This is a genomic window from Candidatus Nitrosocosmicus sp. T (genome assembly GCF_054408485.1).
The window spans coordinates 1573065-1598231 of sequence record NZ_CP166992.1 but is presented as its reverse complement, the minus strand read 5'-3'; the positions used below and the strand labels follow the sequence as shown (position 1 = coordinate 1598231).

Annotated in this window: 21 protein-coding genes and 1 tRNA gene; 8 read left to right on the top strand and 14 right to left on the bottom strand. The window is 34.4% G+C overall.

Annotated features, from left to right (window positions below; all coding sequences use genetic code 11):
* Positions 1-37: 37 nt before the first annotated feature.
* The 5 genes from AB0A59_RS08185 to AB0A59_RS08165 form a co-directional block, all read right to left on the bottom strand.
* Positions 38-193 (bottom strand): hypothetical protein, encoded by a 156-nt coding sequence (locus tag AB0A59_RS08185; protein WP_458742827.1) that lies wholly within the window; start codon positions 191-193, stop codon positions 38-40.
* A gap of 755 nt (positions 194-948) precedes the next feature.
* Positions 949-2202 (bottom strand): ABC transporter permease, encoded by a 1254-nt coding sequence (locus tag AB0A59_RS08180; RefSeq protein ID WP_458742825.1) that lies wholly within the window; start codon positions 2200-2202, stop codon positions 949-951.
* Between the two features lie 74 nt (positions 2203-2276).
* Positions 2277-4376: a COG1361 S-layer family protein gene (locus tag AB0A59_RS08175; protein ID WP_458742823.1), complete on the bottom strand. Its 2100-nt coding sequence runs from the start codon at positions 4374-4376 to the stop codon at positions 2277-2279.
* Positions 4354-5154, bottom strand: coding sequence for an ABC transporter ATP-binding protein (locus tag AB0A59_RS08170; RefSeq protein WP_458742821.1), 801 nt, complete (start codon positions 5152-5154; stop codon positions 4354-4356). The genes AB0A59_RS08175 and AB0A59_RS08170 overlap by 23 nt, the downstream gene beginning before the upstream one ends.
* 51 nt (positions 5155-5205) lie before the next feature.
* Entirely contained in the window at positions 5206-5940 is a 735-nt protein-coding gene (locus AB0A59_RS08165) for a calcium-binding protein (RefSeq protein ID WP_458742819.1), read from the bottom strand.
* Positions 5941-6171: 231 nt separating this feature from the next.
* Here AB0A59_RS08165 and AB0A59_RS08160 point away from each other — a divergent pair, with 231 nt between their 5' ends.
* Together AB0A59_RS08160 and AB0A59_RS08155 are read left to right on the top strand one after the other, a co-directional pair.
* Positions 6172-6822: a calcium-binding protein gene (locus tag AB0A59_RS08160; protein ID WP_458742817.1), complete on the top strand. Its 651-nt coding sequence runs from the start codon at positions 6172-6174 to the stop codon at positions 6820-6822.
* A 492-nt stretch (positions 6823-7314) separates the two neighbouring features.
* Complete coding sequence (locus AB0A59_RS08155) at positions 7315-7854, top strand: calcium-binding protein (protein WP_458742816.1); 540 nt, start codon at positions 7315-7317, stop codon at positions 7852-7854.
* Between the two features lie 1100 nt (positions 7855-8954).
* Here AB0A59_RS08155 and AB0A59_RS08150 read toward each other — a convergent pair.
* From AB0A59_RS08150 to AB0A59_RS08140, 3 genes are all read right to left on the bottom strand, one after another.
* Complete coding sequence (locus AB0A59_RS08150) at positions 8955-9077, bottom strand: hypothetical protein (RefSeq protein ID WP_458742814.1); 123 nt, start codon at positions 9075-9077, stop codon at positions 8955-8957.
* A gap of 7 nt (positions 9078-9084) precedes the next feature.
* Positions 9085-9507 carry a cob(I)yrinic acid a,c-diamide adenosyltransferase gene (locus tag AB0A59_RS08145; protein WP_458742813.1) on the bottom strand — a complete coding sequence of 141 codons (423 nt, stop codon included), beginning with the start codon at positions 9505-9507 and terminating at the stop codon, positions 9085-9087.
* Positions 9508-9582: 75 nt separating this feature from the next.
* Positions 9583-9768 carry a hypothetical protein gene (locus AB0A59_RS08140; protein WP_458742811.1) on the bottom strand — a complete coding sequence of 62 codons (186 nt, stop codon included), beginning with the start codon at positions 9766-9768 and terminating at the stop codon, positions 9583-9585.
* 149 nt (positions 9769-9917) lie between these two features.
* On the opposite strand from AB0A59_RS08140, the gene AB0A59_RS08135 reads away from it, so the two are divergent.
* A tRNA-Phe gene (locus AB0A59_RS08135) sits at positions 9918-10015 on the top strand.
* Between the two features lie 370 nt (positions 10016-10385).
* Here the strand turns inward: AB0A59_RS08135 and AB0A59_RS08130 are convergent.
* Positions 10386-10634, bottom strand: coding sequence for an Lrp/AsnC ligand binding domain-containing protein (locus AB0A59_RS08130; protein WP_134482671.1), 249 nt, complete (start codon positions 10632-10634; stop codon positions 10386-10388).
* A gap of 90 nt (positions 10635-10724) precedes the next feature.
* Between AB0A59_RS08130 and AB0A59_RS08125 the strand changes: the two genes are divergently transcribed.
* Together AB0A59_RS08125 and ilvA are read left to right on the top strand one after the other, a co-directional pair.
* On the top strand, positions 10725-11621 hold the full coding sequence (locus AB0A59_RS08125) for a hypothetical protein (protein ID WP_458742810.1): 897 nt from the start codon (positions 10725-10727) through the stop codon (positions 11619-11621).
* Between the two features lie 163 nt (positions 11622-11784).
* The gene (gene ilvA, locus AB0A59_RS08120) at positions 11785-12960 is read left to right on the top strand and encodes a threonine ammonia-lyase (protein ID WP_458742809.1); all 1176 of its coding nucleotides are present in this window, start codon (positions 11785-11787) and stop codon (positions 12958-12960) included.
* Positions 12961-13042: 82 nt separating this feature from the next.
* On the opposite strand, the gene AB0A59_RS08115 is transcribed toward ilvA, so the two are convergent.
* From AB0A59_RS08115 to AB0A59_RS08105, 3 genes are all read right to left on the bottom strand, one after another.
* On the bottom strand, positions 13043-13705 hold the full coding sequence (locus tag AB0A59_RS08115; protein WP_458747586.1) for a hydroxymethylglutaryl-CoA synthase: 663 nt from the start codon (positions 13703-13705) through the stop codon (positions 13043-13045).
* Positions 13706-13766: 61 nt separating this feature from the next.
* Positions 13767-14441 carry a hydroxymethylglutaryl-CoA synthase family protein gene (locus AB0A59_RS08110; protein ID WP_458742808.1) on the bottom strand — a complete coding sequence of 225 codons (675 nt, stop codon included), beginning with the start codon at positions 14439-14441 and terminating at the stop codon, positions 13767-13769.
* 110 nt (positions 14442-14551) lie between these two features.
* Positions 14552-15679, bottom strand: a complete 1128-nt coding sequence (locus AB0A59_RS08105) for a CofH family radical SAM protein (RefSeq protein WP_458742806.1) — start codon at positions 15677-15679, stop codon at positions 14552-14554.
* 101 nt (positions 15680-15780) lie between these two features.
* Here AB0A59_RS08105 and AB0A59_RS08100 point away from each other — a divergent pair, with 101 nt between their 5' ends.
* On the top strand, positions 15781-16875 hold the full coding sequence (locus AB0A59_RS08100) for a CofH family radical SAM protein (RefSeq protein WP_458742805.1): 1095 nt from the start codon (positions 15781-15783) through the stop codon (positions 16873-16875).
* Between the two features lie 208 nt (positions 16876-17083).
* On the opposite strand, the gene AB0A59_RS08095 is transcribed toward AB0A59_RS08100, so the two are convergent.
* Complete coding sequence (locus AB0A59_RS08095) at positions 17084-17917, bottom strand: menaquinone biosynthesis family protein (protein WP_458742803.1); 834 nt, start codon at positions 17915-17917, stop codon at positions 17084-17086.
* A 284-nt stretch (positions 17918-18201) separates the two neighbouring features.
* Between AB0A59_RS08095 and AB0A59_RS08090 the strand changes: the two genes are divergently transcribed.
* A complete protein-coding gene (locus tag AB0A59_RS08090) occupies positions 18202-20406 on the top strand; it encodes an elongation factor EF-2 (RefSeq protein ID WP_458742802.1) in 2205 nt (734 codons plus the stop codon).
* Positions 20407-20473: 67 nt separating this feature from the next.
* On the opposite strand, the gene AB0A59_RS08085 is transcribed toward AB0A59_RS08090, so the two are convergent.
* Positions 20474-21301: a hypothetical protein gene (locus AB0A59_RS08085; protein ID WP_458742800.1), complete on the bottom strand. Its 828-nt coding sequence runs from the start codon at positions 21299-21301 to the stop codon at positions 20474-20476.
* A 578-nt stretch (positions 21302-21879) separates the two neighbouring features.
* Here AB0A59_RS08085 and leuS point away from each other — a divergent pair.
* Entirely contained in the window at positions 21880-25053 is a 3174-nt protein-coding gene (gene leuS / locus AB0A59_RS08080; protein WP_458742798.1) for a leucine--tRNA ligase, read from the top strand.
* Positions 25054-25167: the final 114 nt, after the last annotated feature.

Here is a 25167-nt window from a genome sequence, read left to right as displayed (position 1 = left end):
TTACATTATAAGATCTAAATGAAGAAAAACAATTTTCTCATGGTTCTTCTTTTTTTTGCAAATCATTATCATCTTTTAATTTATCATCATCTTTTTTTACACTATCTAGCAGATCTAAAAAACTAGAATTGTTCTTATTTTGATTTGATTTGGCTGCTTTTTTCCTTCCTGATTTTTTTTTAAAATTATTCAATTTATTATTGTTATAGTTAATATGATAAGAAGACCAGGACGTTTTCCATGAATTCTGGCCAAAACAGAAATGGATCGTTCCGCTACCAAAAATTTTTCTTCCATTGGATATATTAGTGCGATAATTATTCTAATTTTAGGCTCTGCTGCAATCCTGCTTCAGATATATTCAGAACCAACCTTGATTGGTGTCCCATCAAAAACGTACTCTAATATCTTCTCTTATTGTAACAAATCTTGTGGTGGGTACTCTTTACTACAGTTCCATATTGTTGCACAGTTTCGTTTTGCAAGCAAAGCTAATTAGTCTTTCAGAAACTCTTCTACGCGATAGACCTGAAAAATTCAGATTCAGACCATAATGTATAGTTAGATATTCTGTTTCTACAAATCAAAAAAGAGATAGGACATCTTAAGCTACAAATTTTTCTCAAGATAACAGTGCCTTACGAATATTTTTTACCTTTAATGAATGTAATTATGAGCGTTCCTGTTTTTCCTAAATAAAGCGGTAGGAAAGATGTTTAACTTATAAGATTATCATAATTCATATAGATTTTACTATCCCGTTTATCCACAAAAGGCTCATTTCCTATCAGTTATATGGATAATAATCTCGTACAGTATTATACTAATTGATCAAGATATGGACAATCTATAAAAATATTTGTAGAATTATGGATTTCTTTAGTTGACTAGTACGTTTCAAAAATTAATAAGAATGAAGGACAAGTGATCCTTCAATTGTTATTTTGGTCATGACCTTAATGCAGCGATGGGGGTAACTCTAGACGCTTTCCATGCAGGTAAAAAGCCTGCTACCATGGACAATATAACAGATGTAATCCAAACTCTTGCCATATCCAATGGCATATAAATAGGCTCTAGTGGTGGTCCCTCACCAGCACCGGGTCCGGCTCTTGTTAACATATATCCTCCTCCTATTCCTCCTAAAAGACCGATAGCGCCACCTAAAATACCTATTATAACTGCCTCAACTAGAAAAAGTATTAAAATTGTAGTGCCTTGCGCCCCTATCGCTTTGAGAGTACCTATTTCTTTGGTTCGTTCAACAACAGAAGTAAATAAAGTCGTGATAATTCCTACAGCACCAACAATAAGAGAGATAACAGCTATTCCAAACAAAAATGATGTAATCCCTCCTGTGAATTCCTGAACGGTTTCTAAAATGGCTTTGACAGTCGTAATCCCAATATTGTTTTTATAAACAGCCTTTATCTGTTCTTCTACTATATCCACAGAGTCGCTGTCCTCTGCAGCTACAAACAATGAATCATACTTGCCTGCTCTCTGAAGTAATGAGTTTCCAGCTTCAAGATTAATAACTACTGCACTATCAATAGTAGGATTACCTGTTGACTCCATTATACCTGAAACTACAAAGTTTTTAGAATTCTCTTGAGTGTTACCCGCTTCATCTACAAAAGAGTATGTTAATCGGATAGCTTCACCAAGCTGAGCAAATGGAGTATCCTCGCCAGGTGGAAATGCAACATCCTCTGCTAATATAGCAGCTGAGGGATCCCCCTCTCTTATGGATGAACCTTCTAGATATTCAAGTGTTGGTGCAATAATCGTTAGGGCGTTAGGGTCAACAGAAAGTACAGGGTTGGTTTTAGAGTCGCCCCTAGATGAAACTGTCACAGTTTCTTGAAACGACGGTTCCACTTCATCTGTAAACGGAAGAGAACTGATTCGACTTATAACTGCTTGATTGAGTGTTATTTTCGCCGTTGGTGAGGGAGCAGAACCTGAGATAGCTCCCCCACCTGCTCCACTTTCAGACTGAGGTACACTGCTTACAAACAAAATGTTTGGTGCAAGATTGCTGAACTGTTTGTTAAAAAACTCTGTAAAACCAGCGCTAAATCCATTTACAGCAACAAGTAAGCTACTTCCAGCCATCACCATCAATATTGTAAGAATCGACCTAACTTTTCTTTCCTTAATCGCGTTAAACGAAAGGATAAAGATCTGTCTGAAATTCATTTTATATCGTTTTCACTACTCTTAACACAATAGTTATCTCAAACGTCATGCAAGATTTACTTTCATTCATAACTTCAATCACTATCTCCTAAAACAGAGTCTAGTTCATTTTCTGAATTGCCAGAACTCGTCGATGATTTCATCCTTTTGTCTTTTTTCCTTTTTCGGAAACGTCTAATGATAAAATATATAATTATGATTATGACCAAGAGCAATACAAGTAAGATAACTGGATTGATAAAACCTAAAATTAAGCCAGGATCACTGGAAGAACTCTCTAATTGAGGAGAATAGTTCACAGTACCGTTAACGACGAGATTATGATTATTACGAAGATTATCTTTATAAGAAATCTTTATAAATACATGGTAGTTACCGGGGCTGGTATTGTTTGGTATTTTTAATGGAATACTAACAGGTAACGGAGAGTTTTCTGCCAGATCTCCTAGATACTGTAGAGGAGGGTATTCATCAACTAGGTTGCCAGCAGTACTGTTATCTTTATTATTGCCATCATCGGATATAAAGGTCGAATTCGCGGTCTTTGTTGCAGATGATGGGATCATTTCTGCAGTTGTAAATAATGCATCTGTATTGCCTTCATTTAAAAGATTAGCCACAAGATTAGGCTCATCTCCTACGATATTTATTTCGAAATCGTACGCACGTATTGAAATTCTACCGTCTACGTATAAACCTACATCCAGTGTTTCTGATTTTGCCATTCCGTCTAAAAGATAATCTAAATTAAAGTTTAATTGAACGGGTTTGCCTATAAGTTCTTCGGATGCAAATAATGTAGTATTAAGAAGTGTATCCTCCTCAATTGAATCAAATGACCACCTAGACGGACCTAAAATCTTGACAGATTCGCTCGATGGTTGTAGAGAGATGACCACGTCTTGTATATTAGATTGGGTAGATGACTTTTTAATGACAAAAATCAGATCTTCAATACTTCCAGCAGTAATCATACTACTATTTGATACTTTATTACTAATTTCGGTCTGTTCTGAATCCACGCCGGTGTCAAATTCATCATCTCTAAAAAATACATTAAAATTAGATTCTGTCGGTTCGGCATTTATTACCAAACCCAAATTATAATCGACTGTCTCTCTATTGCCTATAGAATTTCCGTAAGAGATTTGTATATCCAAGTTTTGAAGCGTTCCAGCAGCACTTGACGAAGGATAAATCAATGGGTTTATCGACACCACCTCACCGGGACCTATGTTACCTACATCGTACTTTAATGTACCAAAGGTTGTAATTGAGGAGCTTGTTATATTTTCATCAGTTTGGTCATTGGCAGACGAAGAAGATAATGTCGTATTTGTAATGTTGCTTGTAGTAGGATTAGTTTGCTGAACAGACTCGGCCGATGAACTTTCAGATATAGAGGCAAGACTTCCTTCCACATTATCCTCATCATTTGAAATTGTAATTATTGCGTTATTTGCATCTGCACTTCCTTTGTTTATTATATTGATACCTACTTTGTTTATTTTAGTGGGGGATAGATATTGGTTTTTAGTTTCTACATCAAGTATTTCTTTACCTGGAATTCTAAATGACACTGGAATATCTTTTACGGTAGTATCTCCAGCTGTCAAAACTTTGGAGTATGCAAGATCTAGATATCTATAATATGAACCTACCTTTGAATCCTTCTTTATATAAATATCAAAGTAAAGTGTAAATTCTTGACCTGGTTTCACTATCGAATCATAACTTGCAACAGCTATATTTGAAAGATTATCGTTGCCGGCAAAAGAGATATTGTTATTAGCAATGTTTTCACGTTTGACTGCTTCAAATTCATCTGGTAAAGAAAGATAACCTTTTATCGCCGAAATATCGGACTGTGCCTTGTTAACAAGGACGATAGCAAGAGTGGCAATTCCTTCTCCTGGCCCTACCTCTTTTTCTTCCAATTTGTTTGAATCATTTCCGCCTGCTATGGTTTTATCAGTCCAGTAAGAATCTTGAAATCCCGGATTCTTTTCAGTTTGTTGGGCAAACGAATAAAAGCTATTGATAAAACTATTCTGCAAAACACAATTTGAGACAACCATTCCTATGAAAAATACTAAAATAATGGAAAAAGAAGGTGGCCTATCTTCATAAATGGATTCTAGAAATAGCATTTTAGTGTATAATCTCTTTTTCAATCTTTCCATCCCTGACATAAATTGTTTTGTCGGTTTCTCTAGCCAAATCTGGATTATGTGTAACCATCACTATTGTTCTATGGTATTTGAATGAGATCATTTTGAGAAGTTTAAAAACTTCTTCTCCGGTTTTTGTGTCTAAATTACCAGTAGGCTCATCTGCAAGTATAATTGCTGGGTTATTCATTAATGCTCTTGCAATCGCCACTCGTTGTTGTTGTCCTCCACTTAGACTAAGAGGTTTGAGAGCTGCTTTTTCTTTGATGCCCAAAATATTTAACAGTTTTAAGGCTCTCTCTGTTACCTCACGTCCATCCTTTCCCGCGATAATTGCTGGAATTTCTACATTTGATAAAACAGTTGTTCTATCAATCAAGTTGTAAGATTGAAAAATAAAACCAATCATTTGATTTCTCATCTTTGCTATTTTTCGATCTGAAAGGGAAAAGACATCTAAATTTTTCAAGAATATCTTTCCGTTTGTAGGTCTATCTAGTGCACCTATTATGTTCAATAGTGTAGATTTCCCACTTCCTGATGGACCCACAATCGAAACAAATTCTCCTTTTTTTATAGAGAAATTAATGTTTCTAAGTATCACACTTTCTCCTGCAGGCAATTCATACACTTTAGATATGTTTACGGCTTTAAGAATCGTGTAATCATTACTTTTTTGAATATTCGTTGTAGATGAAGAACTATCATACCTACCTTGACGATTATGATCATCACTATCGGTAATTGAGTTTTGTTTCTCCATTTCACTTGTATCTAACAAAAAATAATCACGGATAGAACTTGTAGTAGTAATTTACGGGATATTTAGAGATTAGGAGTGTTCTATCAGCTCTTCACAATTTCCAGCTCTATCGTCACTCTGTTGTATATTAAAGTCAACAACCACATCGACACCTTCTCCACAATCAAAATAGTCTGCACCAGGACCGCCAACAAGAACATCATCACCTAAATCACCATACAGCTTGTCATTACCTAACTCTCCAACTATAAAGTCATCATCACCACCGCCTGCCATAATATCATTATCCGCCCCTCCATAGAATTGATCACTTCCTATACCACCTTGCAAAATATCATCACCTGCATCACCATAAAGCTTATCTTGTCCTTCATTACCCTGGATTACATCACTTCCATTCATTCCTGTTATTGTATCCGAACCAGAAAATCCGATGATTATATCAGTTTGCTGCGTACCTGTTATTCGGTCATCTCCAAAAGAACCTACTACAGGACGTTGCAATTGCAGGAGAAAAGTATCAAAATCTATAGATTGTTGTTGGTTATCTATGCCAACCGAAGAGGATTGTCCAGATCCAGTAGAATTAGGAGAAAAGGGTTGATCTGTTTGAACTGTTTCAACAGACGGCTGATTGATATTGTTGATATCGCTTGCATTGATTACACTACCTCCAGAAGCACCGGATTGACTTTGAGAAACACTACCTCCAGAAGCACTTTGTGCAAATGTGGAGTATATATTCGGGAGATATATTAACGAAATTAGAATGAATACTATTGCTAGGATTCTAATATAATCCATAAGCTCTAAAGGTGTACGTCGATTATTAACCTTCTTATATTAAAATGATTGCATAATCGCGACTCCTTTTAATCCTATTACGAATTGAATTAGGTATTTTATGTTGTATGATATGGCTAACACTATAGATTTAAGCTTGAATCTCGTATAGTTGATTTTAAACGAATAGAAAAATTTTACAAATACTTCTTAACTCAGCGTTAAATATATTTAATATAAAAATATTAATGATTGTTTATTAAGGATAATATAGAATTTAAAGTTGTCTTGGGCAATAAAGTCACCAAAGCTATCTTTTCCACTCTTCTTCTAGTAACAATCAGTTTCCAGATTTTGTTATCTCAAGGTGCACCTAGTTTATTGTTTGAAGCATTTGCAGGTGGCGGTGGCGACGGTGACGGTAATAGATATGCGGGTCCTATCAACAACGCAGACTCAAGTGAACGAGTTATATATTGTACTTTTAATGAGAACTTTAAAGCTCCTATTTGCCAGGGGACCTCTCGTAGCGATATCATTATCGGAACAGTTCAAGAGGACTTTATAGAAGGAAAAGGTAATGACGATGCCATACAAGGAAGGGCGGCTAATGACGATATTTTTGGACAGAAAGGTAATGACGATATTCAGGGGGGAGGTGGAGCAGATAACATTTACGGAGAAAACGGCGATGATCTCTTATATGGTGGCCCTGAAGGAGATTTTATGGTGGGTGGAAAAGGTAATGATGAACTATATGGGGGCACCGGCGAGGATATTCTAGAAGGTGGACCAGGTAATAATTACTTTGATTGTGGAGACGATTATGATATAATAATTGATTTTGATCCATCTAAAGATATCGCGTCAAATAATTGCGAAGATATAAGAACAGATCTTTAAATTTTATGATTTAGCATGAAATTTACATAGGTACAAAAATATAATATCATCATAAAAGAAGTAAATCAACTACTAGTTTACAGATGAAGAAATTCATTATTTGATGCATTTTTCGAATAAGATAGGAAAAAAGTAAACATACATCTATTATAAAAAAATTGAGATGAACTAAAATTGGAATATCCTACAACATATCCTCAATTTTATGCTAACACACAAATCGCCATGTCAAAGAATTGAAATATGAACAAGGGCATCATGTGAACCAAAGAGAAAACGAGTTTAACTAGATATTTTTCTTACGATCATTTGAATATTTATTAATCGAAATAAACATGTCGAAGAAAAAAAATCAAATCCATATTTATCCCATAATCACAACAAGAATAAGTTATATTGAACATTCTTATTTTTACAATGCATCTTATAAAACTCACTATAAGATTTATTTTAAATCCATAAATAGAATTTTATTCTCATATATTTGTCAAAATGCATGTATATGCTCCACCATTTTTTATTTTGTTACTAATAGTATCTTATATTATCTTATTTTGTAATATTTTTGATTATTCAATAGCACAAGAATCTCGAGAAAACCTAATTGTCATACCAGAACCAGGAAATTATAATATTACAGATGGTACAGATAGAAGTGATATAGTAGTCGGAAATAGCATTGTTAATGTAATTGTAGGAGAAGAGTCAGACGACGTACTCATGGGTAGACAAGGAAATGATGAATTACACGGGAATGAAGGCAACGACATTTTACAAGGAAATTTAGGAGCAGATATTTTGTTTGGAAATGACGAAGATGACGTTCTGTTTGGAGGAGCTGAGGAAGATTATATGAATGGTCACAAAGGAAACGATAGACTATATGGTGATTTGGGGGATGATGTATTGGAAGGAGGACTTGGTATGGATTACTTTGATTGTGGTGAGGGTTACGATGTTATCATAGATTTTAGAAAAGCAGAAAAGGATGTTGCTCAAAATAATTGTGAAGAGATACGAACAAATGTGTGAAATAGCGTCCAATTATTAAATACCACTTCTTTCATTGTTGTCATAAGTTTTACTCAAGTGAAAACGCTTTGTTGCAAGGTTATTTTATTCGCATTCTTAAATCAATTTCTAACCTGAACTGTTATTTAATTGATATTGTTCAACACAATCTTGTCTTCATTAGATCTATACAATTTGGAAGCCTAACCTAGACATTTGAATTAAGGACAGCTCGAACTGTTATCCAAATGAAGTAGTAAGCAGACTAATCCAAATAGTACCATTACCATCAATAGAACAAAACAAAAAAGAGACGTAAATTGAGATGTGATTTCCGTTTAGAGGATTGTGATTCAATTATATTTACCCTCAGGCCTTGCTATAGATGATGTAATGAGATGTTCCTACAGATGGTATATTAATTTTTAAACTAGTATACCATTTCTAGTAAACATGTGGAAATTTTATAGAATAGTTAATGAAAGTATTAAAGTACCTACCATAATTACGATAACCAAATTATTTTTATTATGAATAGTGTAATTAACAGTCTAGTATGTTTGGAATTAAAGCATTTGACAGGTTTGTATTTGATTATTCTTTAGATCAACGATTCCTTTATTTCGGTAAAATTATGATTATTCATCATGATTGTGGTCCTTTACAACGCTTTTCATATCGAATGAATTAGCCGCTTCGTTCAAGTTGTCTCTGACAATATACTAGTAGTATTTAGTAGTATCTAGTGTTTATCTGTCAAAGCGTGCTTACTAAAATATTAAATTCGCTAATATGACTATTGCGAATAATGATTTTTGCAATAGAGGCTTCCAGTAGTTATAGAGGTAAACGGTGATATACTCAGATGGTAGCATAGGAGATTGATGCTGCAGGTACTAAGAGCACGAAAAGCAAATGCATTGTTAGGGTGGACTAGTCAAATTTGAAATTAAGAAAATTTAGTTACCTAATAGATGGAGATGACCTTTATCTTCTACAGTTCGGATTCTCTGAGGTCTGATTGTTATGAATGAAGAAAAGACCATCCAAACATCAACATGAGGATGTGTATCTATTATTTTTGTTATTAAAAAAATTGATTAATTAATAGATTAATAAAATTACTTTTTCCAGATCACATCTTCCTTACCCTGTCTTCGATTGCAAACTCTCGCCAAGATAAAAAAAAGATCTGAAAGTCTATTAATATAAACAAAGCAATTTTTGCTGATTTCACTATTCATGTATAAATCAACTGCTCTGATTCTCAGTACGACGTGTAACGGTACGGATAATGTGGCACTGCGAAGCTTCAATCGTACCCCCAGGCAAGATAAAAGCCTTGAGAGGTTCAAGTTCTTTATCAAACTTATCAATGCAATTTTCTAGGAATGCAATTTCTCCATCAGTAATTCGAGGATAATTTTCCAACTTTTGACTGGGGTTAGCTAAATCACTGCCCAGAGTAAATAATTGATGCTGTATTATAAATAAATCTCTGACTATATCTATCAAATTTGTTTTCGAATTCATTAAAGACATTAGCATACCAATATGGCTGTTAATTTCGTCTACTGATCCGTAAGATTCTATCCTACTACTGGACTTCTTAACTCTAGTCCCATCAAATAAACTTGTTTCGCCATTATCTCCAGTTTTTGTATATATTTTCATCTTTTTCTATATTAAAATAAGTATAGATGTGTGAGATTGAATGGCGCAAAATTACATGTTATAAAAAAAGATATCTTAATAGGCATGCACTTCGGCTTTGTGTTCTCTTAAGTATTTTTTCTTTTTAAACCGTTCACTGCATTTATCGCATTTAAATGGATTCTCAAACTCCATTAGGAATCTTTTCTTCTTTTCTTCCGGACTTTCTAATAATGAAGATGAATCATTAGCTGAACTATCCAATTCGTTTTTATCTGTCATAGCTAATCCTTTATTTTATACTCATTTATTTATTAGGATTAAGGTCAAATTTTATTTAAAAATTAAATATATCTTTTTAACCTAACAATTCTATCCGTTAGGGTTTAAAGCAATAATATATATACTATAAACCAATGATTTTAGAATGTGCCGTCGTAGCTCAGCCTGGAAGAGCACTCGACTGTTAAATAATAACAGGGTGAAGCTGAAGACCGAGCTGTCGTGAGCTCAAATCTCACCGGCGGCACTACAGTCTCGACCTAAAATGTGAGATAAATGATAAAGAGAATAAAAGAGATTTTTTGTACTCATGATGACCGTTTTTCGTATAGGAAATATGATGATCTTGAATTTGTTGAATTTAATGTATGCAGAATTTGTGGTAAAATTGTTAATTCTATCAGTGGTTACGACGAGGATATAAGGGGTTAAATTGAAAGCTTCTGAAATTGATATCCAGATTTTGCTTTTTATGTGGTGTTTAGGGGCAGCCTTATCGGCAGTTGCTTTGTTAATCCCACTTTATTATATTTTTGTGATAGTTGGAACTGTAGGTTGGATATGTGTGGGACTTAGTAGTTTCCTTATTATTCTACACATTAAGAAATAATGACCTGTTAACCTCTGCCGCCTTGTTCAGGTATGGAGACCAATGTAACAGTCGATGTTATTCCATTAATTTTTCGTATACTATTGGTAATTGTATTGTTCATTTCGTCTACTGTATCAGTTTGAATTTTCACAAACATATCATGAACACCATATGTTCCACGAACTTCCTTTACTTGTTGAATTTGAGATATTTGTTTAATTATTTCTTCTTCCTTTCCTAAAATACAATTAATCAAGATATAGGCTGTCGGCATAACAATTATGTCTGTAGGATGATATTTTAATCTATTGATGTCTCATAGATAAATTCAAATTTTAAATAGTCATCATTAAGATAGAAACAAATGCGATTACCGCTGAAAGAAAAGACAAAAAACCAACATATTGTCATACTTTTAAATCAATTTTATGAAAATATTAAAAATGTATTTGAAGACTCGATAAGGAATAACATCGTAAACATCGAGACAAAAGTAATGTTGGGTGATTTTTCAGTAATAGAAACCAAATCCTTTGATCCAAACAGGATAGTATCTCTTTTTCAAAATTTTGAGAAAATGGTAAACACCAAATCGAAGAATTGGCAGAGTGTACCCATACAGTCAACAAAATCTGACGATATCCGTAGATTGTATTTCCAGTTGAGCTTAGAGATTGATAAATTTTATTTTTATATATATATGGGAATCCAGTTTCATTCTTTATTATACTATCAAATTGATAAACAAGTTATCCAAATATCAAAAAAAATTCGTGAATTAGAACAACTTAACAAGAGTGCAAAAAGTGAGATTACAGTAAAAGGTGATCAAATAATAAAACAGGAATTAGAAAAGCTAGGTTATAAGGGTGTTGATAATACTCAGTTATTTGAAGAATTATTTACACAGAGTGATTTAACAAGAAATCTTGTAGAGAAAGCATCATCCATTGAGGAAAATTACCCTGATATAGAAAAGAACAATGACCAAATAACAAAGCTAAAGAAGGAACTAGAAAACCTGATAATAGAAACTTATCATATTGACTTAGCGTCGCTTGATCAAAATAAAATGCTGCAGGGAGAAAATGGCATGGTTATTTATGTCGATTTTGAAATGATAAAGAATAAAAAAACAAAAGAAAAGACTTCAGTAATTAATTTTGAAAAAATACCAAAAGAAACAGTAGATGCTATAAACAATGAATTATACTTTTTACATGACTTGATGAAAAAGGAGTTAAATACAGATTTAGATTAGAAAAAATAAAGTTATTTGTGTTTTAGTCGAAGTTATAATAATTCATACATGCATTCACTACATAATTACAGGAACTAAATTTAAATAAACGTTGAATTACCCTTTACTTGAGAAAAAAATTTTCAGAATAGATTTAGACTGTATAAAAGGGGCACAAAAGGTATTGTCGAAGTCGTCAATTAGAAAAATTGATCTGATACGATCCAATACATTTTCGACTATGTGCGGAAATAATATTTTTCTAAAATTAGAGTGTTATCAAAAGACTGGTTCATTTAAAGTTAGAGGAGCGGTAACAAAGATTGATAGACTAGACAAAGATGCAAAAAAAGGAGGGGTTATAGCAGCATCTGCAGGGAATCATGCTCAGGGAGTAGCTTATGCATCAGCTTTGAATAATATGTCATGTACCATAATTATGCCAAAAAATGCATCCCCAGCGAAGATTGCAGCTACCAAATCATATGGTGCAAATGTAATCTTGGAAGGCAATAGCTATGATGAATCATCCATATATGCAAATGAAATCGCAATCAAAGAAGGTAGAACCGTTGTGCCAGCCTTCGATGATCCTCATGTCATTGCTGGACAAGGAACGATAGGGCTAGAGATTCTCGAGGATTTGAAGAATGTAGATGAGGTGTACGTTCCCGTTGGGGGCGGTGGCTTAATAGCTGGTGTGTCCTTAGCCATAAAGACAATTAATCCTAAAGTTAGTATAATTGGGGTAGAATCTCTAGCATTTCCATCAATGAAAAATGCTATCGATACGGGTAACATTAGCAAGGTTCAGGAAGGCTATACCATAGCCGATGGAATCTCTGTAAAATCACCTGGAAAATTACCATACCAGATAATAAAAGACTACGTCGATGATATTGTATTAGTAGATGACCTTGCAATAGTAAAGACAATGTTTTTATTGATGGAACGTTCTAAAATTGTAACGGAACCTGCAGGCGCCGCATCACTAGCATATTTAATTTCGAATAGAAATGGTATATCAAAAAATAAGAACATTGTATCAATATTATCTGGCGGCAATGTAGACATGTATTTACTGGGCCAAGTTGTTGCAAAGGGATTGATGCAAACAGGTAGATTAATGAAAATATTTATTGAGCTCAAGGATAAACCTGGGGCTTTGAAAAATATAGTAGATGAAATTGCACAAGCGAATATAAATATAGTTGAGGTGGTTCACGACAGACTTGGTTCAAATATTCACGCAGGGACAGCTGGAGTGTATCTGAGCTTAGAATTGGAGAATAAAGAGCAGTCCAACGTGCTGGTCGATCTTTTCAGCAAACAAAAAATAAATTATAAAGTTATTAAATGACTAATCTTATTATATTAGATGGCAATCTAAAAAAATATTTATTCTAGTGGCTCATATATTTTCGCACATTATGACATACAGATCAAGATGCATAGCAATACTCTCTAAATCCGGCTCGGTCGGCAGTGACGCCGCCAATGTTTATAAGAATAAACTCATCCTCTGCATTCAGGAACGCCTCGTTATATTTACGAGTGTTTTTATGTAATTTTTCATAATCGTCTATTGATATCTTCGTTCGTTGGCCAATATCCCTTTCTAAATCCATACGCTTAACTAATTCTTTATAGTTTTCCTGGATAACACCAGAAAATACCATGGCACTACAACCACTACCGTACGAACCAAATCCTATTCGCTTATTAAATAGATCCGCACCCTTTGCGTATTCAAATTCTAATAAACTTCGCAATCCCATATACATAGAGGCCGTATATAAGTTACCTATCACAGCCGAGGCCTGCAACGAGGAGGACATTTTATTGTCATAAACCTCTTTATAATATTTAGTTTTCATGAACTCTCTTCTAAATTTTTCATCAGCTTTCATAAACTCAGTATCAGCCAAGATCGACTCAATCGTACCTCTGGGGTCTTTCGGAACAGGTTCTTGTGTTCCTATTTCAGAGATAATACTTTCCCATCTAGGCAAGTATCTCCATTCATGTCTTAGCAAATAAGCCAAGGCCTTTTCGCCCATTCTTCTATAGGGTAAATGTACGCTGATATAATCAATATGATCTATAACTGATTCATCCTTTCCGATTTTAATTATGCCTGATTTAATTGCCTTTTCCTTGTAAGTCTCAAGAGCTTTTTCTTACCTGGATCAGATAAAGCAGATTTGAATATAAGCCATTTACTAACGGAGTTTCTTTTCCAAACGGTCTATAAAAGTCATATTCATTTTTTATGATGGTGGAAGTGACTTTCTCGTCAAAAGATAACAGCCTAGGATTTTGCTTTATGAGCAAAGCAATAGCGCCAGCACCTTGTGTATATTCCCCTGAGGAACCGATGTCATACTTTGCAATATCACTAACAATCACTATAGCAGCCTTATCGTTATTTTCTCCTGCACGAATCCAATTAGTGTTATCATATAAGGCATACGAACCGCTCACACAAGCAAATTTACATTCAATACCACCTGCATGTTCAAGAGTACTTTCTCCATAAACCTGTTCTAACATCCCAATTACAAAAGAATTCATTGCCTTTGATTCATCTAAGCCTGATTCCGTCGCTACATAAATTCTCCCTATATCTTGAGGATTAAGATCATTATTCTTCATTAATCTCATACAAGCATTTGCTGCCATACTTGCGGGATCTTGATTAGCGTCGGCCAAGGCCATCTTTTTAATTCCTATACCATATTCTAGTTTTTGTGGATCGATTCCTCTTGCTTGAGCAAAGTCTTTATAGTCTATGTAAAGCTTCGGAACGTAGATGGCCATGTCGTCTATTCCAACTGACACAATTGTAACCTTAATGAAAATAGATTTATAAATCTATTTATAAAGGCCTTTGCTAGTATTCCTTCCCAATCTTAATTACGATTTTTGTCTGCAGCTCTTCTCCTTTCTTTCTAAAAATGTTTTATAACGTCATACGAGTTGTTTCTTTCAGCAGGTGTATATCCCATTGCTTTAATGGCCGTTATTATATTCTTTGACAATAGTTCTGTGGATCTTGCACCGGTGGCACTTACAACTTCTTCTCCTATGAGTGTTCCTCCAAAGTCATCAGAACCATGATAAATTGCCAATTGCGCCATTCCAATTCCATTTGTTAGCCATGAAGACTGGAGATGATCAATTAGACCATTGAAGACAATCCGTGATACTGAAATCATTTTTAACAATTCAAATCCCCCCATAGGGTGTTGTACCAGCCCACTATCTTGAATTTCTGTTTTATTGGGTTCAAAACTCCAAGGGATAAAAGCCATAAATCCACCGGTTTTTCTTTGTAGGTCTGCAATTTTAAGGATATGACGAGCCCTCTGTTCCACAGATTCAACAGTTCCATACATCATCGTGGCTGAAGATTTCATTCCTATGTTGTGCGCCTTCTCCATGATATCTAACCACGTTTGGCTAGAAATTTTAAGTGGGCTTATGATGTCTTTAACTTCATCAACTAAAATTTCTGCGCCCGCTCCAGGCAGTGATTCAAGACCCACCTTCTGCAATCTTTCTAATACCTCTAGAGGAGATGTCTTGTCGACTCTTGCTATCATATCTACCTCAGAGGCTGACAGTCCATGAATTGCAACGTCTGGACATTTTGTTTTAAGTGTCCTAAAGACGTCTTCAAAATATTCTGTATTTAGTTTTGGATTATGCCCACCCTGGAAGAGGACTTGTTTGATATTATAGTTAGCCTTGGCAAAAACGACTCTCTTTAAAATTTCTTCTTTTGATACCGTGTATGATTCTTCATGTCCAGGAGGTCTATAGAAGGCACAAAACTTACAATAAGTAACACAAACATTGGTATAATTTAAAATAATATTATTAATAAAAGTAACATTTTTACCATACCTTCTCTCCCTAATAGAGTTACCCACTAATCCAAGACGTTGAATCTCCTGTGATTTTAATAACAAAATTAAATCATTTAACGTAATATCATGATCTTTTAGAATTCTGTCTATCGTATTTTCGATTTCTGAGTCTTTATAAATGTCATGATGAACCTGAGTATTTTGCAATGATTGTTTAAACTTAATCTTGGTATAATTTATTCTTTGATTTTAGATTAACGGTTTAGGCATTAAAAGCACTTATATTTTTTTACGTAGTATGCTCTATATTGTCTAATACCATAGTCAGACCTACTGCTGCCTTAGAGAAAGTAATGTCCGGAGAGGAGTTGACATTTAATGAAGGAGTCGATTTGTTCAAAAATGAAAATTTATTTTTGCTAGGAAATGCTGCGGACCAATTGAGAAAAGAAATTCGTGGCGATGACGTTAGTTTTGTATCATCCTATTACTTAAATTATACCAATGTTTGTGCTGCTAGTTGCCAGCTTTGTGCTTTCTATAGAAAGGAAAAAGATGATGATGCATACACTCTTTCCAATGACCAACTGGTAAAAAGAGCCGAGTTTGCAATAAATAATTTGGGTGCCACTGAACTGCATATAGTTGGAGGATTCCATCCTAAATTGGGGTTGGAATACTATGAAGACATGTTAAAGTCAATAAAAAGTCGTTTTCCAAATGTAATAATTAAGGCCCTTACTCCCGCTGAGATTTTTTTTATATCAAGAGTAACTAAGAATTCAGTCAAAGAGGTGTTAGAGAGGCTAAAGATTGCGGGTTTAGATGCATTGCCAGGAGGTGGTGCCGAGATATTTAGCAAGCATACACGCGACAAAATAGTGTTAGGCAAATGTTCAGGGGATGAGTGGCTAGAAACAGCTTATGAGGCTCATAAATTAGGTTTGAAAGGTAATTGTACAATGCTTTTTGGCCATATTGAAACACCAGAAGACATTGTTGATCATATCATAAAATTAAGGCAATTACAAAAGAAAACTAGTGGATTTACAACATTTATCCCTCTAAAGTTTAGCTTGGAAAATACCCAGCTTGAACGAGAACATATCCTTGTTTCCGAAAGCCCATCAACTTATAATCTGAGAATAATAGCATTATCTAGACTTTTGCTTGGAAAGGTACTAAAAAATGTCTCAGTATACTGGATAGCTTTAGGCAAAAAATTGGCTCAGGTTGCATTATGCTATGGAGGAAATGACTTGGTCGGAACAGCTTTTTCAGAGGAAATTTTTAAGGCTGCGGGTAAACCAAATCAAATATCAATCCAAGAGCTGAGATTTTTGATTAGGGAAATAAAACGAAATCCTGTACAAAGAGATACTTTCTTTAACCCAGTAAAGTAGTACGTTTTGCAAACCCATTTTGTTTTGATTTAGTTCGGATTAGACATTGATTCAAAATTCTACGTTCGCTCAAGAGGGGTTCTTGTCCTGACTTGATTTGTATTTAGTAGACTTTAACTGGCACAATGCCACTACATAAAATACCACCGACAGTATCATGCCCTGTTATGACGAGAACACAAGATATGTACATATCTGAAATGCATTTTCAATAGGAATAATTTAAGGTAGGCTTGATATTTATTATGCAGTTTTCTCGTGCCATATCAAACATCCTCGAAATTGCCTCTTTGCCATCTTTGCCCATATCTACAGTATAATCATTCACGTACATTTTTACGAATTTGGTCAATGTTGATTTCTCTGTGCCCCTACTATACTTTGTAGAAAATTCTATAGCCTCTTCGAGATGATTTAGACTATACTTTATTGAATTCTTGAGCAGACTGTCAAAGGCTTTGATTAAATCATTATTCAATAATTTGGTACTAGCCACATTAATTCCTAGGGGGACAGGCAATCCATTCGTTTTATTATTCCACCATTCTCCCAAATCAAATAATTTATTGAAATGATGTTGCGGATATGTAATCTGAGACTCGTGTATTATGAGTCCATAATCGACTATTCTATTAATAATCGCTCTCGGTATCTCACTAAAAAGCATCTCATTGCAATTTAACTTCCCTAGTGCTATAGACATCAAAAGATAAGCAGAAGTCATATAGCCGGGGATTCCAACAATGCTATCTGCTATCTCATCTAGTGATTTTTTATAAGAAATAATGATTGGACCATAATTGATTCCAAAACTGCCTCCGCTGTTTAGTATTTTATAATCTTTGAGAAAGGCAAGGGCATGGGCGGATATAGCAGTAATTTCTAGTTCATGGTTAATTGCCTGTTTGTTTAAGTTTTCTATATCATCTACCTTGTGTGTGATTTTAAAGTCTTCCATTGGGATTAGCTCATTTTCTATCGCATAAAACATGAAAGCGTCATCAGCATCTGGTGTATGGCCTACTCTAATCTCTATTGCCATGAATTAACATTCTTTTAGATCAATGGTTGTCATATAAGTTATAAGGAATAGCAGAATTCGTCAAAAGAATTGTTCTCTACATGGACTAATTCTTCTTTATACGGATAGAGGCTAAATTATTTGAATATCTTCTCTTTGGTTTTTAAACAAACTATAATTACTTGTATTTAATTTTTTGATAGTCGTAGAAATTGGAAAGTTTAACGCAATTTTAGATGAAATGATTGCGTTAAAACTAACAAGGAAGGTTTAATAACCCTAAAAAAACTTTTTTGAAATATAGGATGCCCAAGTTTAAATCGACTCAAGATATTCTCAGAATAATTGGAAATAAAGATCAAATTAGAAATTTCGGGGTTATCGCTCATGTAGATCACGGTAAAACCACAATGAGTGATAGTCTTTTAGCTGCTTCGGGAATTATTTCTCCAAGTGTTGCTGGACAAGCATTAGCATTGGATTCCATGAAATTAGAACAGAATAGACAAATGACAATTAGAGGAGCAAATGTGACTCTATTCTATGAAAATGATGATGGTAAGGAATATGTTATAAATATGATAGATACCCCTGGGCACATTGATTTTACTGGTAGAGTGACTAGAGCCTTAAGAGCAATCGATGGAGTAGTTGTAGTTTCAGATTCAGTAGAGGGTATTATGACACAAACCGAAACAGTAACACGACAGGCTTTAGAAGAAAGGGTTAGACCTGTCTTGTATATTAACAAAATAGATAGACTGGTCAAAGAATTACGTTTGGATCCAGCAGCAATGCAAAAATGGCTATCTAATATTATCGCAGAGTTCAACAGATTAGTAGATCTCTATGCTGAACCAGAACTTAAGGAAAAATGGAAAGTAAGCATCCAGGGCAATACGGTTGCATTTGGATCAGCTAAAGATAGATGGGGATTTAATTTCAAGGTAGCACAGAAAAAAGGGATAAGCTTCAAAGACGTTTACGATGCATACACATCGACCGATCCTACCTCAATTAAAAAATTATCAGAAAGGGCGCCTTTGCATGATGCCGTATTAGGCATGGTAGTCCAACATCATCCTCCACCCCATGTGGCACAAAAATATAGAATCCCAAAAATTTGGCCTGGTGATTTAGATTCTGACATTGGAAAAGCCCTTTTAAATTGTGATGAAAATGGCCCGGTATTAATGATGGTAACAACAATTAACGTTGACCCGCAAGCAGGAAGAGTCGCCACTGGTAGACTATTTTCTGGCACTATAAAAGACGGAGACGAAGTTTATCTAATAGATGCAAAGCGAAGCGGAAAGGTGCAATCCGTAAATATTTATATGGGTAACACACGGGAGGTGGTAAGTGTTATTCCATGTGGTAATATACCTGCCTTGTTAGGGTTAGATTATGCTGTAGCAGGTGAAACTATTTCCACAATTAAAAACGTTCCTGCATTTGAATCTATAAAATATGTTTCTGAACCAGTAGTTACCATCGCGGTAGAACCAAAGCATCCAAAAGATTTACCAAAACTCGTAGAAGGATTAAGAAGGATAACCGTCGAGGATCCAAACCTTATTGTAAAGATTAATGAAGAAACTGGGGAAACGTTAATGGCGGGCATGGGAGTCTTGCACCTCGAAATTGCAACATCCTTGTTGCAAGAATTAGGATTAGATATCAAAACGACTCAGCCTTTGATAAACTATAGGGAAACCATTAGAGGAAAGGCAGGGCCAATAATGAGCAAATCACCCAATAAACACAATAAAATATTTTTGAGGGTAGAGCCATTGAGCGAGGAAGTCATTGATATGATTAGAACAGGTCAATTAAAAGAAGATATGGACAAGAAGGAAATGTCTCGTCTCCTTAGGGAAAAGGGTTGGAGTACCGATGATGCGAGGAGTGTCGTTACTGTAGACCCAACCGGGAACATGCTTTCCGACGAGACAAAAGGAGTACAATTTATCCAAGAGTCCATGGATTCGATTAAATCAGGATTTGAAGATGTAATACATTCAGGGCCAATCGCTCAAGAATCTGTTAGGGGTTTGCGCTTTGTATTACATCACTTTGTTCCACACGAGGATCCAGCCCATAGAGGTTTAGCTCAGTTAATGCCTGCCACAAGACGAGCTATGTTGGGATCCATGTTGATAGCTGATCCAGTGTTGCTAGAACCAATACTTGGAATAGAAGTAAAATGTCCACAGGAACAAATAGGTACTGTAGCAGGGATATTATCCGGCAAACGAGGCAAGTTGTTAAACGTAGATCAAAAGGGGGTGATTGCTATAATCTTAGGTGAAGTACCTGCCTCAGAAACATTTGATTTGTCTGAGCTGATGAGAGGTGGAACTGCAGGAAAAGCAATGTGGAGCACTTATTTTAAGACGTGGCAAGCGGTTCCTCAGTCAGTCATAAGAAATATTATTGCTGATGTGAGGAAAAGAAAGGGTATCAATCCTGAACCTCCTTCGCCTGATGAATTCATAGATAAAGAATAATAAACTAGAGAATTTAATTCTCTACTTTTCTTTAGGATTATAAATCAAACTATTTAATTTAATTCGATCACTTTATCTGACAAGATCTAAGATAAGTCTTTCGAAGTATATTCATCATCAAAATTAATGATCCAAAAAGCATTGGTATGCTAATAATTACAAATAAGATTTGGTAAATATTTAAGGATGATAAAAGCACCATAGAGCTAAAGCCCACCAGAGAATAAAATAAACTACCTGTACAAGTAGGGCATCCAACAAATAAACCTGTAGAAATTCCTACCGCTCCAAATAGGTTTCTTTTAGACAACCGCTCTGTCCGATTCTTTATTAAAATGAATATATTTAGCGTAACATTCAAGCCAACCAGAACAGAAAGCGTTATCCCAATTAACAGATTTAGAGGTATTATCAAGATAGATAAACTTTCATTTAACTGAAGTATTAGCATTGGGAGGTAGCCAATATAATTACAGCAAATAATGAGTTTGTATGAAGGGTATAGTATGTTTTTATTTTGCACTGAATTTATCCTTTCTATTTCAGAAGCATTTTGATGATGACTACTCGTATGAGATCCGTTTCCAACTTCATTAGCATGATCAGAAGGAGGAATAGGATATATTGAAAAAACAGTATTTTCGTCTACAAAATAAATAAATATATTAGAAAGAAGTCCAAAAAAAATAAAATAAATCAAACTCGAAATTACAAAAATGAGTTTATACTTTAGTGACCTAAAAGGAAATTGCAAGTAGTAAAGTAAATTTTCAGGATGGTTTTCAATCTTTGACTTTGAAAAAAAATACTTGTGAATGCTTAAAAATAAAAGGAAAATACAACTTAAATACGCAATCATTACTGTGACAGCAAGTGAGTACAATGAATCAGACAAGAATATTTCGACACCAGGAGATGTAAGGCGAGAATAGAAATAAAAAATAAAAAATAGAATTGTACCAATCAATAATGGGATTGCCAGCCCATTTTTATATTTTGAATAATTCTGGTACACTTTCAATTTTATATATTTTCTTTGCAATTTTAAACTAATCGTTTAGGTATAAACTTTCAATCCATTTTCATACTCTACTGAACAGATTATCCAATTAGTCTTTAATAAAATGGGGGAAGGCACGCTCCAAAATCCATCAGCAACAAACAGACAGAGAGTAAAATATTAATGATACTCCTTAGCTGGCTCTTTGCATCTTTCCAAATGATTTGACAACCTAAATATAAGAGGAGATAAATTTTTTAGAATTGTGAAATTAAATTGTCTTAACATTCATCAATTTTTATTATTGTTATTGTTATTTTTACTCAAGTCGAACCTTAGCATTATTCAAAGGAATCTTTATAAACATACAACATCTTTTTGCAGACCTTCATACAACCTGAGCCTTGAGAATCAGATTACAAATTTAAAAATAGTTCTAGATAAGTTGTTTAAATGAGGATAGGGAAGCGGAAATGGAGTCTAACATATGGAATTCAATAGAAAGCAAATGGTTACAAATTTGGGAAAAAGAGGCAATTAATACATCAGATCCAATTGTGGATCAAAAGAAATTTTTTATTACTGTTGCATATCCATATCCAAACTCACCTCAACACATTGGACACGGAAGAACATATACTATTGCAGATGTACATGCAAGATATAAGAGGTTAAGGGGATTCAATGTACTCTTTCCTATGGCCTTTCATTATACAGGTACCCCTATCCTCGGTATGGCAAAACGGGTACAAGCAGGAGACAAGGAAATAATAGAAAATTTTAGAAAAATCTACAAAATTAGTGACCTAGATATATCTAGTTTTAAAGATCCACTTCATATTGCTAAATATTTTCACAACGAGATAAAGGCTGGAATGATGGAAATGGGATATTCCATTGATTGGAGAAGAGAATTTACAACTATTGATCCGATATATAAGAAACTAATATCCTGGCAATTTGAAACCCTCAAAAACCTTCGGGTTATAGAACAGGGGTCCCATCCAGTTGGCTGGTGTCCTAATGACTCAAATCCAGTTAGCCAGCATGATACTTTAGGTGATATTGAGCCGTCTTTCACAGAGTATTCATTAATCAAATTCAAACTTCAAGATGATGACGTAATCATACCTGTAGCCACCCTAAGACCCGAAACCATTTTTGGGGTGACTAATCTTTGGATAAATCCCAACGAAGAGTACATAAAGGTCCTTATCAATGAAACGGAGAATTGGATTTTAAGTAGAGCCGCTGCTAATAAATTAGAGTTTTTAAATTATTCAATAACGATAGTCAGGACACTATTAGGAAAAGAATTGTTAGGTTTAGTAGTTGTATCCCCACTAACAGGGCGAGCTATGCCAATTTTGCCTGCTACCTTCGTTACGTTGAATGAAGGCAGCGGAATCGTAATGTCGGTTCCTGCTCATGCTCCATTTGACATGCAAGCCCTTTTAGATCTAAAAAAAAGAACAGCAGATTGCACTGACGATTTCAATTTAGACACGCTGCTTCCTATTGTGATAGTAAATTCTAAACTTCAAGAACAACACGAGATATCATCAGATAGTGCTTATAAAGATCATGTTACCATTTATGATACTCATAAAAAAAGTCTTGAAATCAAAGAAACAGTCGTGGATGATTTGAAAAATGAATTGATTCCTTCTATGGTTTTTCTTAAGAAATACGCTATATCCAATCAAAATGATCCTAATTTAGAAAAGGCAACATCTGAACTTTACTCAATGGAATTTTATAGTGGAAAAATGAACCAAAGAACTTTGGAATATTCTGGATTGCTCGTTTCAAAAGCTAAAGACTTGGTTAAGGAACGTTTAAGGTCTTTAAAAGAGTCTGTTCCGTTCTTTGAGATGACAAACAAGCCAGTTTACTGTAGGTGCGGGGCATTATGTTTTGTAAAATTATTGAACAACCAGTGGTTTCTCAACTACGGTAATCCTGAATGGAAAACTTTAGCTCTTGAATGTTTAAATACAATGGAAATAATCCCATCGGAAATAATTAAAGAATTCCACAACGTATTTGATTGGCTTAAAGTGAGAGCTTGTGCAAGGAAAACTGGATTAGGTACACCATTACCATGGGATAAAGATTGGATAGTCGAAAGTCTGTCTGACTCTGTTATTTACATGGTCTACTATATTATTTCCAAATATATTAATGTGAATAATTTGGAAAAATATTCCAATTTTATTAATAATACTTTTTTTGATTATGTTCTTTTGAATATAAAATCCGGTTATTACCTTGCACTTGACGAAAATGATAACCTCTCAGATGATTTAACATCCATCCAGGTTGATTCCAATTTGGATAAATCACTCTTATCTGAGTTTTTACTTCAATCCAGACAAATTCGTGAAGAATTCAAGTATTATTATCCCTTAGATTCAAGACATTCGGGTAGGGATTTGGTACCAAATCATTTATCATTTTTCATATTTAATCACTCAATAATTTTTCCAAAGTCATTATGGCCCAAACAAATAGTAGTCAACGGGTCTGTTTTGATGGACGGAAAGAAAATGTCAAAATCCATGGGTAACATAATCCCTTTAAGAAGTACTATAAAGCAGTTTAACGCAGATTCCATACGGGTTGCAATGTTAGTTTTGGGTGAATTACTGCAGGATGTTGATTTTTCCTTTTCAACATTGAAGGGTATATATTCTAGGCTAAACGGATTTTATGAATTTGGAAAGGACTTGGCTACAAAGCAAAAGAATACTATAAATCCAAAGGTTTTAGAATATGATTTATCTCGTCATTTTGGTGAATTAAATGCTGAGGATAAATGGTTACTAAACCGTGTAAATATAACGGTTAAAGATATTACCAATTCGTTTGATGAAATGCGAATAAGAGATGCCCTAAATACCGTGTTATATTTGATGGATAAAGATTTTGAATGGTATCATAAAAGAAAGGATGCTAAATCTTCTGATCGCATGTATAAAAATGATACTGATCATTTTGTCATTTCTTATTTTTTTAAAGCAAGAATCAAGATGTTGGCGCCATTTTGTCCATTTCTTGCCGAGGAGTTGTGGGAATTATTAGGACCAAAAAAAGGCTCTATTTTTCAGGATAGTTGGCCCATCCTAGAAAGTGAGTTTGTTAATCCAGTTACCGATGAATGTGAACAAGAGATTTCTAATATCCTTGTTGATTTGCATAAAATTTTGAAGGTAACTAAAAATACAGAAATAAAAAGTATTTATATATATTTGTCATCAAATGATAAAAAATTTCTGTATAATAAAGTTCTAAATCTGGTGGCTAACTCAAGAACTAAGAATTTCGGGCTCATTATGAAATCATTGCTGTCGGATTCTTCAATCTCTTTAGAAAATAAAAATTTGGTGAAAAACAATACTGACTTTATAAAGAAAATTAATGAAGATATCCTTTCATTGTCTCCACTAGAACAAGAAAGGAGAACAAACATTGGTTTGTTTGATGAATACACAGCACTTATCGACGGAACCGGATTGATATCTTTGGAATTCGGCATCAAAGATACTGATATCAAAATATACTACGAAGATGACCCCGATATTTATGATCCTAAAAATAAGGCAAGATTCTCCCGACCATTCAAACCGGCGATCTATATTGAATGAACAAGCATAAAAAAATATAGATGGCAACAAGCTTTTTTCAAAAAATCCTAAAAACCGATCTTTGAAAAGCATCGGTATGCATTATTTTCTTTTTTCCTGTAGTATATAATTCTA